Origin of the sequence: Segetibacter sp., assembly GCF_025963695.1 — a bacterium.
GTDB lineage: Bacteria > Bacteroidota > Bacteroidia > Chitinophagales > Chitinophagaceae > Segetibacter.
In genome coordinates this window covers 1-12847 of the sequence record NZ_JAOQAH010000108.1, presented here as the reverse complement: position 1 = coordinate 12847, position 12847 = coordinate 1, and the positions used below count along the sequence as shown (strand labels likewise).

The 12847-nt window shown below is 40.6% G+C and carries 9 protein-coding genes, 1 tRNA gene and 1 pseudogene; 4 read left to right on the top strand and 7 right to left on the bottom strand.

Translation table 11 applies throughout. The features are described 5' to 3' along the window. Positions 1-705 precede the first annotated feature (705 nt). The 3 genes from JWR87_RS18975 to JWR87_RS18965 form a co-directional block, all read right to left on the bottom strand. Entirely contained in the window at positions 706-1350 is a 645-nt protein-coding gene (locus JWR87_RS18975; protein ID WP_297823220.1) for a trimeric intracellular cation channel family protein, read from the bottom strand. A 100-nt stretch (positions 1351-1450) separates the two neighbouring features. Beyond that, positions 1451-3871: a heavy metal translocating P-type ATPase gene (locus tag JWR87_RS18970; RefSeq protein WP_297823219.1), complete on the bottom strand. Its 2421-nt coding sequence runs from the start codon at positions 3869-3871 to the stop codon at positions 1451-1453. A 168-nt stretch (positions 3872-4039) separates the two neighbouring features. Continuing rightward, positions 4040-4600, bottom strand: coding sequence for an AraC family transcriptional regulator (locus tag JWR87_RS18965; protein WP_297823218.1), 561 nt, complete (start codon positions 4598-4600; stop codon positions 4040-4042). Between the two features lie 351 nt (positions 4601-4951). On the opposite strand from JWR87_RS18965, the gene JWR87_RS18960 reads away from it, so the two are divergent. Then, positions 4952-6781 carry a glycoside hydrolase family 15 protein gene (locus JWR87_RS18960; protein WP_297823217.1) on the top strand — a complete coding sequence of 610 codons (1830 nt, stop codon included), beginning with the start codon at positions 4952-4954 and terminating at the stop codon, positions 6779-6781. A 316-nt stretch (positions 6782-7097) separates the two neighbouring features. On the opposite strand, the gene JWR87_RS18955 is transcribed toward JWR87_RS18960, so the two are convergent. Next, positions 7098-8537: an L-serine ammonia-lyase gene (locus tag JWR87_RS18955; protein WP_297823216.1), complete on the bottom strand. Its 1440-nt coding sequence runs from the start codon at positions 8535-8537 to the stop codon at positions 7098-7100. Positions 8538-8671: 134 nt separating this feature from the next. Here JWR87_RS18955 and JWR87_RS18950 point away from each other — a divergent pair. From JWR87_RS18950 to JWR87_RS18945, 3 genes and pseudogenes are all read left to right on the top strand, one after another. Then, positions 8672-8748: transfer RNA gene (locus tag JWR87_RS18950), tRNA-Arg, on the top strand. A 313-nt stretch (positions 8749-9061) separates the two neighbouring features. Further along, positions 9062-9259 (top strand): annotated as a pseudogene (locus JWR87_RS20335) (Arm DNA-binding domain-containing protein); the annotation flags it as partial. A 203-nt stretch (positions 9260-9462) separates the two neighbouring features. Then, positions 9463-9738 carry a hypothetical protein gene (locus tag JWR87_RS18945; protein WP_297823215.1) on the top strand — a complete coding sequence of 92 codons (276 nt, stop codon included), beginning with the start codon at positions 9463-9465 and terminating at the stop codon, positions 9736-9738. 151 nt (positions 9739-9889) lie between these two features. On the opposite strand, the gene JWR87_RS18940 is transcribed toward JWR87_RS18945, so the two are convergent. From JWR87_RS18940 to JWR87_RS18930, 3 genes are all read right to left on the bottom strand, one after another. Beyond that, positions 9890-10921, bottom strand: coding sequence for an LLM class flavin-dependent oxidoreductase (locus tag JWR87_RS18940; RefSeq protein ID WP_297823214.1), 1032 nt, complete (start codon positions 10919-10921; stop codon positions 9890-9892). Positions 10922-11084: 163 nt separating this feature from the next. Continuing rightward, positions 11085-11525, bottom strand: coding sequence for a VOC family protein (locus JWR87_RS18935; RefSeq protein ID WP_297823213.1), 441 nt, complete (start codon positions 11523-11525; stop codon positions 11085-11087). Between the two features lie 303 nt (positions 11526-11828). After that, positions 11829-12380: a transposase gene (locus JWR87_RS18930; protein ID WP_297823212.1), complete on the bottom strand. Its 552-nt coding sequence runs from the start codon at positions 12378-12380 to the stop codon at positions 11829-11831. Positions 12381-12847 lie beyond the last annotated feature (467 nt).

The window sequence follows — 12847 nt, the reverse complement described above, 5'->3', positions numbered from 1 at the left end:
CTTAATTGCTAATCACCCTTATAAAATTAGAAAAGTCAAAAATGAATAGCCATGAAAAACAACTGCTGAAACCACAGTAGCACTACCGCTTAATCAAGGCATAATGAAAGGAACGGGCTGTTATCGTTCCTTTCTTGATTTTTCTTTGGTTACTTTCATTTCATCAAGGAAAAGAAAGTGACAAAAAGCCGCGCAGTGAACGATCATGAAACTACTACGTACACTGCCTTGCTTAGCTTAATCACCTTATTGAGCATTTTTTTTTGCAAGGAAAAAAGATTGCAACACCTTAATTAATCTATTGCATTTTCACATGCCCAGTTTGTCACTTTCTTTGTCTTGAAACAAAGAAAGTAACCAAAGAAAATTCAAGAAAGGAACGATAACAGCCCGTTCCTTTCACCGTTGCTTGATTAAGCGGAATTTTCACATGGGCCGGCATAATTACCCTGGTGAAATGCACTTTATTTGATGAGCTGTTTATTCTTTATGGTTTGTGGAGGAGTTTGTTACACAGATGATAGATATGATTGGTACAGAATTATCGGTTTGGGGATTTGAATGGGGTTGGAATTGAAGGACCTATAGTTTAGGGTATGCAGGGTGAGTAATAGAATGGCAGCAGAAAGCAGACGACAATAAAAGCATACAATGGTGAAATTTAATGGGTGGTGTTGCTTTAACAGGTAATCTTGATGTTAGTATTTATACTTGGTCCACTTCTCTACCGGAATTTGTCTTAATTGAATTTAATACAGGTAAATGAATATGAAACCTCAAAGCAATCACTCTAACTAATATTACTGTTAACGCAGCAATAAGTTCTGTTAAACTGGCTGAGAGCTTCAATTGAATACAAGCAAAATAAACTACTCCACCCGCTACACATGCAAGCGCATAAATATCTTTTCGTAATAATAGCGGCACTTCATTTAATAAAACATCTCTAATAACACCGCCTAATGTTCCGGTAATAGCGCCCATCACAATACAAACCCAAAAAGGCAAGCCGGCTTCAATGCTTTTGCTAATTCCAACTATTGTAAATAATCCCAGTCCTATAGCATCAAACAGAAACAAGGTATTGTGCCATCTAAACAGTTTTTCTTTAAACAGTAACGTAGCCAGCAGAGCAATTCCTGTAGTTATAAAATATTTACTGTCCGTCATCCAAAAGGGAGGTACATCTAATAACAAGTCTCTTGCGGTTCCACCTCCAATAGCAGTTACTAATCCAATTATATACGCGCCAAACCAATCCACCTGTTTACCAGATGCTAACCTTATTCCGCTAATTGCAAAGGCAAAGGTTCCAATTAAGTCAAGTAGAGTTGTAAAGATCCCTTCCAAAGCAAGGTTTGTGCTGTTAATTAATTCGGGGAACCAAAATTATAGCATTCTAAAAATAAGGACGCAAAACAATAGTGGATGGATTTGGACAACTTAAGTGTTACAATTTCTTTGACCGCAACCGCAAACTATTGGTAACTACCGACACTGAACTCAACGCCATGGCAGCACCTGCAATCATCGGGTTTAAAAGAAACCCATTGATAGGGTAAAGAATACCGGCAGCAAGCGGGATGCCGATAATATTATAAATAAACGCCCAAAAGAGATTCTCCTTAATAACAGCTACTGTGTATTTAGACAGCTTTATCGCCTGTGGTATCTTTGTAAGGTCGGATGAAATGATGGTCATTTTTGCCACGTCCATTGCTATGTCACTGCCTTTTCCCATCGCAATACTTACATCTGCCTGGGCCAACGCATTGCTGTCGTTAATGCCATCACCTACCATTGCTACCACTTTTCCCTGCTGCTGTAATTCTTTTACAAAGTCTGCTTTGTGTGCAGGTAATACTTCTGCTTTATAATGGCTTATTCCTACCTGCCCAGCGATAGCTTTTGCTGTAGCCGGGTTATCGCCTGTTAGCATATACACTTCTATGCCTGCTGCCTTTAATTGTTGAACCGCTTGTATAGATGTTGCCTTAATTTTATCTGCAATAGCTATAACAGCTAAAGCCTGAATTTCATCAGCAAACCAGATAACCGTTTTTGCTTCACTTAACCATTTTGTTGCAGACGATTCCATTTGCGGAGCAATAGAAATATGGTGTTCTTTTAAAAGAGCATCATTGCCCACATAATAGGGTTTATCACCAATAACAGCCTTCGCGCCAAAACCTGTAATACTTTCAAACTGGTTTACCGGTACGCCCCGAACTGCCCCAAGGTGTTTAACTACCGCTTCTGCTAAAGGGTGCTCCGAACTGTTCTCTAACGATGCCAATTCATTTATCTTACTGCTGTCATTGTTCAACCATACTATGTCGGTCACAACCGGTTTGCCTTCTGTGATTGTTCCTGTTTTATCAAGAATAACTGCATTTACCTTCTTTGCCAGTTCAAGGCTTTCTGCATCTTTAATAAGTATACCGTTTTCTGCACCTTTACCTACACCCGCCATAATAGCTGTTGGAGTGGCTAATCCAAGCGCACAAGGACAAGCAATAACCAATACAGTTACCATTGCTAACAAGCCTTGTGTAAACCCGTTTTCGCCACCTAAAATAACCCATGCAACAAGGCTAAGAATGGCAATTACAATAACTACCGGCACAAAAATGCCTGCAATCTTATCAACCATTTTTTGAACGGGTGCTTTACTACCTTGCGCCTGTTGCACCATTTTAATTATCTGCGCTAAAACGGTATCTCCACCAACCTTATCTGCCGTAAACTGAAAGCTTCCTTTTTGATTAATGGTACCTGCAAATACTTTTTCACCTTTTTTCTTCTCTACCGGAACTGGCTCACCACTAATCATGCTCTCATCAACAAAAGAATTGCCCTGGCTAACCGTTCCATCAACTGCAATCTTTTCACCCGGCTTTACTAATAATGTATTACCTGCTATAACACTTGCTATCGGCATTTCCACCTGGTGTCCACCTTCATGTACTACAGTAACCGTTTTTGGTTGTAAGCCCATCAATTTTTTAATGGCAGAAGATGTATTTCCTTTCGCTCTTTCTTCTAACATCTTGCCTAATAAAATGAAAGCAATAACTACCGCGGCTGTTTCAAAATACACATGTGCGTGTAACCCCTTGCTATGCCAATACGCAGGATTTAAAGTATTAAATACGCTAAATAAATAAGCTACTCCTGTACTTAATGCAACCAGGGTATCCATGTTTGCAGAACGATGTTTGGTTTGCTTCCAGGCATTTATAAAAAACTGTCTGCCAAAAATCAGCACTACCGGTGTAGCTAAAACCCACATTATGTAATTGGCATAAGGCATGTTCATAAAGAACATTCCTATAACTACTAATGGAATTGAGAGCAGGATCGAACCTATTGTTTTCTTTTTAAGCATGTCTGCTTTATCCTGTTGCAGTTCTGCCAGGTGATCCTTTGCTTCTTCGCTTTCATCAATCATTAAATCGTAACCTATAGATTGTAAAGCGGCTTTTAATTTGTGTGGTTCTGTTATCGTAGAAACGTATTCTACCTGTGCTGTTGCATTTGCATAGTTTACTGCAACATCAACTACACCCGGTTCACTTTGTAAAATGCTTTCCGAACTAACTGCACATGAAGCACAAGTCATATTGAGCACAGGAAAGTTTTTCTTTACTGTGGATACATTATAGCCTAAATCTCTAATGGCTGCGACTGCCTTTTTCAATACTTCTACACCATCATCTGTAGTAATAACTGCCCTGTTGTTATTAAGTTCTACACGATGTGTTTTTACACCTTCAACTTTAGTTAATCCCTTGTCTATTATTAAAGCGCAATGTTCGCTCTCTACGCCCTCTAATGGAATGCTGATTGTGTCGCTATTTGTGGTTGCCATAACTGTAATTGTGCAGCAAAGCTACCACTATGCTCAGGCTAAGCCGTTACACAATTATGGATAATATTTGTAATATTTCTTGATAATAAAGTTATGGTACCGCCAGACGAACGTGCATCAACATCGTTGTGTCACTCCCTTGTACTGGTACATTTTCTATTCGGCTTTTTACACCTTATCTAAAGGCTTTCGCCTGTTCTGCCCTACCGTCTTAAAATGAGTTGGAGTTAAACCGGTAACTTTTTTAAATTGTGTTGAAAGGTGAGCAACACTGCTGTAGCCTAACTTGTAGGCAATTTCAGAAAGGTTTAGTTCATCGTAAATAATAAGCTCTTTTACTTTCTCAATCTTTTGATGGATGATATACTTTTCAATCGTTATCCCTTCTACTTCTGAAAACAGACTGCTTAAGTAGGAGTAATCTTTGTGCAGTGATTTGGAAAGGATGTCAGAAAAGTTGTGGTTGTTTTCCTCCTGCGTATGGTGTACCTGCTGAATTATGATGTTCTTTATTTTTTCTATAAGCTGTTGCTTGCTGTTGTCTAACATTTCAAAGCCCAGTGCATAAAGGTTCTTTTCAAGTTGTTCTAATTTTTCCTTTGCGGGCACACCAGTTGTTTCTACCTCGCCCAATGTTACTTTACAGCTTTCAATGTCGAGCTTCTGTAATTCCTGTTCTACTACAAGTATGCAACGGTTGCATACCATGTTTTTTATGTAAAGGTGCATGAAGCAAAGGTAGGGTTTGCATTGGGTCGTTAGCGGAAACGAAGAAAAAGCTGCTGCAAAGTAACCTGCCAAAACTGCACCTACGCTAACAAGCTACCATATGCAAATACAAGCCAACAGATGACAAATGAAGGACCCAAACTAAAACCGGCACAATGCCCGCTTTGTTTTGTCATACTGTTTACACACACCAACCAGTTTTAAATAATACATTTTTTACAGGAAGTTCTTTTTGTGTCAATATGCAAAAAACAAACTTCACATGTGCATGCCATAGAAAGTGCTCTAAAAAATATGTATCCTATTCACCGGGAACAGGTATTGCATGGTCAAGTCTGAAATTGCAGAGATATGAATTATCAACCTATAGAAAACTATGGCATTGTTGGCGACCTTAATACAGTTGCCCTGGTAGGGCTAAATGGTTCTATTGACTTCATGTGTTTCCCAAACTTCGACTCCCCCAGCATTTTTGCTGCCCTGCTGGATGAGGGAAATGGTGGAAGCTTTCAACTGCATCCGCTTTTTAAAGAAATGAATACAAAGCAGTTGTATCTCCCTGATACCAATGTTTTGCTGACAAGGTTTCTGTCGCCCGAAGGTGTAGGAGAAATAACCGACTTTATGCCCGTTGAAGAATTGTTTAACGGCAAAGAATTGATACGAAGGGTTACAACGGTGCGCGGAGAAGTAACGTATGAAATGAAATGCAGGCCGAGATTTAATTACGGAAAAAGTATTCATACTGTAGAATCCGTTTCAGACACCGAAGTAATTTTTACAAGTAGTGGAGACGACTGTACCGTGCTTCGGTTAAGAAGTTCTGTTCCCCTTACAATAGAAGGTGCTGATGTTACTGCTGAATTTACTTTAAGGCCCACTGAAACGGCCGATTTCCTGCTGGAGCACATTGATAAAGGACACTCCAGCGAATTAGATTTTCAAACTTTCATTACAGAAAGCCTGTTTGAAACCGTTAACTATTGGAAGAACTGGATAGGTCAATCAACCTATAAGGGAAGATGGCTTGAAATGGTAAACCGGTCGGCTCTGATTTTAAAACTATTAACCTCCCATAACTGCGGGTCTATTATAGCTGCCGCCACCTTTAGCTTACCTGAAAGTATAGGTGGAGGGCGCAATTTCGATTATCGCTTTACCTGGATAAGAGATGCCTCTTTTTCGATGTATGCTTTAATTCGGTTAGGATACACAAAAGAAGCAGGCGCGTTCATGCAATGGGTATCAAAACTTTGCACCGATATTAAGGGGCAAAACCGGCTTGGTATCATGTATTCAATCAACGGACAGCGGCAGTTGGAAGAAAAGATCCTCGACAATTTTGAAGGGTATAAAAAGTCAGCACCTGTAAGAGTGGGTAACGATGCCTATGGCCAGTTGCAGTTAGACATTTATGGTGAATTGTTAGACTCGGTGTATCTCTACAACAAGTACGGCGAGCCCATTTCGTACGACTTTTGGAAGGACCTGGAAAAACAAATCGATTGGCTTTCTGAAAACTGGAACCAGCCTGATGAAGGCATTTGGGAAGTAAGAGGCGGCAGGAAAAATTTCCTTTATTCCCGCTTGTTGTGTTGGGTGGCCTTCGACAGGGCTATAAAGATTGCAGACGCACGCTCGTTTCCTCTAAATGAAAAATGGAGGAGCGAACGCGACACTATTTTCAATAGCATCTTTACTGATTTCTGGGATGAGGACAAAAAGGCTTTCATGCAGTTTCCCGGCGCTGAAACTGTAGATGCTTCCGCATTACTAATGCCGCTCGTGCGTTTCATTAGCCCTAAAGATCCTCGGTGGCTATCAACGATGGAGAGAATTGAACATGAACTTGTTTCAGATTCGTTGGTTTACAGATACCGCCCCGGTTTAGCCGCGCCTGATGGTTTCCATAGTCACGAAGGCACGTTTTCAATGTGTAGTTTTTGGTATGTAGAGTGTTTGTCGCGTTCGGGGCAATTAGAAAAGGCAAGGTTTTATTTTGAGAAAATGTTAGGCTATGCAAATCATCTTGGTTTGTATGCAGAGCAGTTGGGTTTTCAGGGTGAGCATTTGGGCAACTTCCCCCAGGCCTTTACACATTTAGGATTAATTAGTGCTGCATACAACCTGGATAAACAATTAAATGATAGCCGGAACAAAGACGTAAATAATCATAAATAACTTTTATGACAACACAAACAGCGCAAACGGTTGTTGTAACCGGCGTAAATTCAGTAATAGACCTGGTAACTATTGCAAAACTGCAAAGGAACATCACTTTTTTTACTGGTTTTTATAAAACATAAAAAGGGTATTGAAAACAATTTTCAGTAACCTTCCCTCAACCCCCTTTCGTACTATGCTTCTGCAAATTTCACGAACCGTTCTTTCGTATTATAAATAAGTCTTTACAGCACCCTTTTTTTAGTGCTCTTATTCCTCTCCCACCGGCATACTCTGCACAATCTGTTTCATTAGCTAACCAATCTTTTACCACCTAACACTCGCTTAAACTAAGGGGTAGCTGAATGGCCAGCCCCCCATCGGAAGTTTCTTTATATTTACTATTCATATCAAGTGCGGTATTCCACATCGTAGCAATTACTTTATCTAAAGACACCTTGGCATAGTCCGGACTACTTTGAAGCGCAAGTTGCGAGGCTGTAATAGCCTTAATTGCTCCCATGGTATTTCTCTCAATACATGGCACCTGTACCAGTCCGCCAACTGGATCACAAGTCATCCCTAAATGATGTTCCATTGCGATTTCAGCAGCCATTAATGCCTGCCTTTGAGTACCTCCCATAACTTCTGTAAGTCCCGCAGCAGCCATGGCGGAAGAAACACCAATTTCCGCCTGGCATCCCCCCATTGCAGCAGAAATAGTAGAACCTTTTTTAAAAATACTACCTACCTCTGAAGCAGTTAATAAAAAACGGATAATTTTCTCTTCGTCGAAGAGCAGATCACCAGCATTACAAAATGCAATATAATAATGCAAAACAGCCGGAATAACGCCAGCCGCACCGTTAGTAGGCGCTGTAACTACCCTTCCAAATGCTGCATTCTCCTCGTTTACTGCCAATGCAAAGCAGCTTACCCAATCGAGCGTTACCTGAAAATTAGCTCCTCCATTCTTAATTACCTGCAACCAGGTATTGTAATCCAAATAGGACTTACCCGTTGTTAGCTTTTTATTTAAATTAAATGCTCTTCGTTTAACAAACAATCCTCCGGGCAATGTTCCGGTAGTATGGCAGCCGCGAAACACGCAGGTTTTCATTGTTTCCCAAATTTTTAATATCCCCGCCTTCGTTTCACTCTCCGGTCTCCAGCTATTTTCATTTTCCATTACAACTTCGCTTATTGCAAGCCCTGTCTTCATACACCAATGCAGCAAGTCGTCAGCAGTGTTAATCGGAAAAGGAAGATCAACCGCTTGTGATGAGCATTGCGTTTCCTCTTCCTTTACAACAAAACCTCCACCAATAGAGTAATACGTCTCGCTCCAGTTTCTTCCACTTTGCATCTTGATTAAAAAAGTCAGCGCATTAGGATGATACGGGAGGCTTTCACCAAACAAGAATTGAACATGTTCATCCGGATTAAAATAAAGTTTTGCTCTTCCCGCAAGGTTTAAAGTTGAGGTAGCGTTAATAGCCTCAATTTTAAAATCGAGGCTATTAACGTCAATGGTAACGGGATCTTCACCGCTAAGACCAAGTAAAACAGCTATATCTGTCCCGTGCCCTTTGCCTGTTTTTGCAAGTGAACCATACAATAAAACGGAGATGCCAACAACGTCTTCAATTTTACCTTTTTGTTCAATGCTTTCAATGCAACGTAATGCCGCTTTCCAGGGACCAAGTGTATGAGAGCTGGAAGGTCCCACTCCTATTTTAAACATGTCGAAAACAGAAATAGCCTCATGTGGCATCGGGTTCTTTTAGGCATAAAAATATACTTGTTCTACCAAAACAAGTGTTTGTTATAATTGATTTAACCGTTTTTTTCTAAAAGCTATTTTGTAGAAAAAAAAATACTTGTATATTTGCAACCCCGAAAGGGACTGGCTGCGTAGCTCAACTGAATAGAGTACCTCACTACGGATGAGGGGGTTTTAGGTTTGAATCCTAACGCGGTCACCAGGTAGCAATTCAAAACGCATCACAAGCCGGCTAATTTAAAGATTAGCTGGCTTTTGTGTTTTTAGCCGTGTCGGAACTATTCAAATAATATCCAACTTCTGGCGACTAATTCTGATACCAATTTCTCTATAGTAAATCCAGGTATCAAATCGCACTCAAAGCCTTACCAGCATTTCGTTTCAGCTTATTAAATCCGAAACCTTAAAAGCTTTTTTTAATCATTTTTGATTAAAAAAGATACCAAAAAATTGAAACGTATGATACACAAACACACCTTTTCGTTACGCTCGTACATTAGAAGAGACAAAGCAAACATCAAGGGTTAACTCCCGTTTATTTAAGAATAACCCTTGATGGCAAGAGCGCGGAGCTTTCAACAAAAGCATTTGTTGATCCCTTAAAGTGGAATGTGGCGAAAGGAAGGCTAAAAGCCTCTTACGAAGAAAGTAAACGACTTAACCGAACAATCGAGCGCTTTAAACATGGGCAAAAGACATCTACAGCCGGTTGATTGAAAAAAGGAAATTATGGATGCAGACGATATTAACCCAGAATATTCATTAGAACACAGGTACTCTTTTTTGAAGTATGGCTACACCACTCCCTGCTGTCATTTCCTTATCGGTAAATTCTACCTTAAGGTTTGTCATGGCGTAAGAAATTCTCACCCCCTAATTTCATACTTCACCGCGTGGCCAGCAGGCGAAAGGTCATTTGGATATACAACTCAACAAAAACATCTTACAACCTTACGGCCCATTGGTTGTAAAGGTGGATTACAAAGATGGGGGTGGCCAAATACTGAACCAATCACTAGCTACGCCGGAGCTGATAGTTGAAAACGAAGAAGCGATGCTTACCCGCCTCCACCGACCGTCACCAACGCGCAATCTTCCTCACAATGGCAATATGAATACTCCCTCGCCGCTTGTCTTATTATTTCTGGCCCAAGAGAATGAGCGGCAGAGATGTGCAATGAAAGTTATTTGACGATATAACAGCAGCTTGTGTTGTTGTCAAAACCTACTCCATATAAATACCTGGCAGCCTTTCAACGACTTTGAGACAAAGACTATATAAAGATGTTTTTGAAAAGATTGATAGATGACCGGACGTAGGCAACAAAACGGTCGGCTTTGCCTTACTTCCCCAAAGCTTCTCTCACTTTCGGTGCGATCTTCGTCCCAAAGATTTCAATAGATTTCATCATTGTTTCATGTGACGGTCCACCAACATCCATGTGGGCGGAGAAGCGGGTAAGACCAAACATCTCGTGCATGTGAAGTATTTTATCAATAGCTTCATTAGCATCGCCAATGATGAGATGACCTTGTGGTAAACGGCCCTGTTCAAACTGTTGTTTTGTATATGCCGGCCATCCCCTTTGCCTGCCAATCCGGTTCATTTGCGCCGCATACGTTGGATAGTACTCGTCTGCGATTTGCCTGCTATTCTCGCCAAAAAAAGCATGTATATGCACACCTACTTGTAGTGCCTCTGTGCTATGGCCAAAATGTTGAAGTGCTTCTCTGTAATAGTCGAATAGGGGCTTGAACTGTGCAGGGTTACCGCCAATAATGGCAAAGATCACAGGCAGGTTATGCTTTGCAGCTCTAACTACAGATTCCGGGGTACCACCAACTGCTACCCAAATATCCAGTGCGTCATTCACTGCACGGGGTAATACCTGCTGGTTCTCTAACGCGGCGCGGAACTTGCCTTTCCAGGTTACATGCGGCTGCTTATTGATCTGCAACAGCAGCTCCAGTTTTTCCTCGAACAACTCGTTGTAATGTTGCAGGTCGTAGCCAAATAGTGGAAAAGATTCAGTAAAACTTCCCCGACCTACCATTAGTTCAGCCCGTCCATTGCTGATCAGGTCTACGGTAGCAAAACTCTGGTACAACCGAACAGGATCAGACGAGCTTAATACCGAAACAGCGCTTCCCAGTTTAATATTTTTTGTTACCGTTGCTGCAGCAGCCAATATAATTTCAGGGGTCGACACTGCATAATCCGGGCGATGATGCTCGCCTATTCCAAAAAAGTCAAGGCCTACTTCATCCATCAATTTTATTTCTTCTATTATTTCCTGGATCCGCTGCTGTGCAGGTTGCACTTCACCCCTGCTGTTAATGTGCAGATCTCCAAACATTCCGACACCTAATTCCATACTAATGATTTTTAATTCTGCAAAGGTACTTCCTGTACTTTATTTGCTTGTTTTTGTGCCTGCCAACTCAGTCTCTGGCTTTCATGTACGGTGATATGTGTTTCCATTTTCACCTGCCTGTATTCGCTGCTCCTGCTTTTAGAATACCTGTTATTGTTTTCCTTTATACTTCTCCCTTATAATGTTCGTCAAATTCCACAATCCATTCAATACCGTATTTATCTCTAAAACAACCAAAATAAGTACCCCAGGGACCATCTCCAATAGGCCCTTCTATTTGTCCGCCTACTGACAGCCCATTAAACAATTTGTCTGCTTCTTCTTTACTTTCGGCAATTATTACAATTTTACTTCTGTTCTCATTTTCGTTTGTCCTACCCATAATTTCCGGAACATCATTGCCCATCAGCATATTACTTTTACCAATAGGCAAAGCGATAAGCACCATTTTATTTTCTTCTTTTTCTGCTACCGGAAATTCAGAACTTGCAAGGTCCCTAAAACGAATAACTTTTGCGAACTCTCCGCCAAAAACTGATTTGTAAAAGGTGAAGGCTTCTTCAGCATTTCCGTTAAAGTTGACTTGAGGATTGATTAGTGCCATAGTAATTATAATTGATTGGTAAGTGTCAAACGTACGGCTTAACTACAAGACAAGCAAGGTAAAATCACGTCAAAAAAGAGGTTGATCACGACAAAATTTACTGCTCTAATACATTTAAAGCAAAGAGATCTAAGACCTGCATCATTCCTATGTTACAGTTATCCTTCAGAAGCACTCAAACAACTCCTTTGATGTAGCAGGATAATACCCTAGCATAACGGCTGAACTTCCCCCGGCTGGTTTAAGTCTTCCGCAGGATGACTTAAACCAAACATGAAAGCAGGACTGCGTCCGGCAGAAAAATCACACAAGCTCTAATTCTAACATACCGCTCATGCAAGTACAATAGTCCATTGCGCTGCTGTATTTGTAGTGCCAGGTTTCATATACAATACCTGCTCTTACCGGATTGTCATGCAGGTAATTTAGTTTCTGTTTTAACGTCTCATATCCATACAATTCAACTGGGTGGTTATCCTGTTGCCAAAACTGAAAATCTTTGTTGTTGCTGTTTCGTTGTCCCGCTCTTTTAAACATCCATAACATCCACTCCTTCCTGCTTTCAGAAGTATTTTGCCTAATAGCCTCTTCAATTTTCCTGCTTGTAAACTTCTTCAAGTCCCTGATCACATCAGGCAAAACGAAACTAGTCTTACATCTGCTAATCAGATGTACATGATTATTCATAATAATCCACCCATTAATAATTAAGCCCTTTTCTTGCTGGCAATACTTCAGGCTTTCAACAATAATATCTTTATAAGCAGGGCGGCTTATTGCATCAATCCAATTAACTACAGCAAAGGTTATAAAGTGAGGGTATTCGCTATCTCCAAACCGGTATCGAGTCGCCATTCATTTTTTCACTAATCTACTGTGTTTTATTCATCTTCATAGTTTCACTATTGCCGGTCACAGACCTGCTATCTTCGGCATTTAAGTGTCGCTTCGCTAACACTTAAACGAGCAGAGACAAAATTTACTGCTCTAATACATTTAAAGCAAAGAGATCTAAGACCTGCATGTATTTCTATGTTCCAGTTATCCTTCAGAAGCACTCAAACAACTCCTTTGAGGTAGCAGGATAATAGCCCGGCTGGTTTAAGTCTTCCGCAGGATGACTTAAATCAAACATGAAAGCAGGACTGCGTCCGGCAGAAAAATCACACAAGCTCTAATTCTAACATACCGCTCATGCAAGTACAATAGTCCATGCGCTGCTGTATTTGTAGTGCCAGGTTTCATATACAATACCTGCTCTTACCGGATTGTCATGCAGGTAATTTAGTTTCTGTTTTAACGTCTCATATCCATACAATTCA

Excerpts from the sequence above, each read along its gene's own strand:
- JWR87_RS18930 (WP_297823212.1), bottom strand. The coding sequence starts at position 12,380 with ATGGCGACTCGATACCGGTTTGGAGATAGCGAATACCCTCACTTTATA.
- JWR87_RS18965 (WP_297823218.1), bottom strand. The coding sequence starts at position 4,600 with ATGCACCTTTACATAAAAAACATGGTATGCAACCGTTGCATACTTGTA.
- JWR87_RS18970 (WP_297823219.1), bottom strand. The coding sequence starts at position 3,871 with ATGGCAACCACAAATAGCGACACAATCAGCATTCCATTAGAGGGCGTA.
- JWR87_RS18960 (WP_297823217.1), top strand. The coding sequence starts at position 4,952 with ATGAATTATCAACCTATAGAAAACTATGGCATTGTTGGCGACCTTAAT.
- JWR87_RS18940 (WP_297823214.1), bottom strand. The coding sequence starts at position 10,921 with ATGGAATTAGGTGTCGGAATGTTTGGAGATCTGCACATTAACAGCAGG.
- JWR87_RS18935 (WP_297823213.1), bottom strand. The coding sequence starts at position 11,525 with ATGGCACTAATCAATCCTCAAGTCAACTTTAACGGAAATGCTGAAGAA.
- JWR87_RS18955 (WP_297823216.1), bottom strand. The coding sequence starts at position 8,537 with ATGCCACATGAGGCTATTTCTGTTTTCGACATGTTTAAAATAGGAGTG.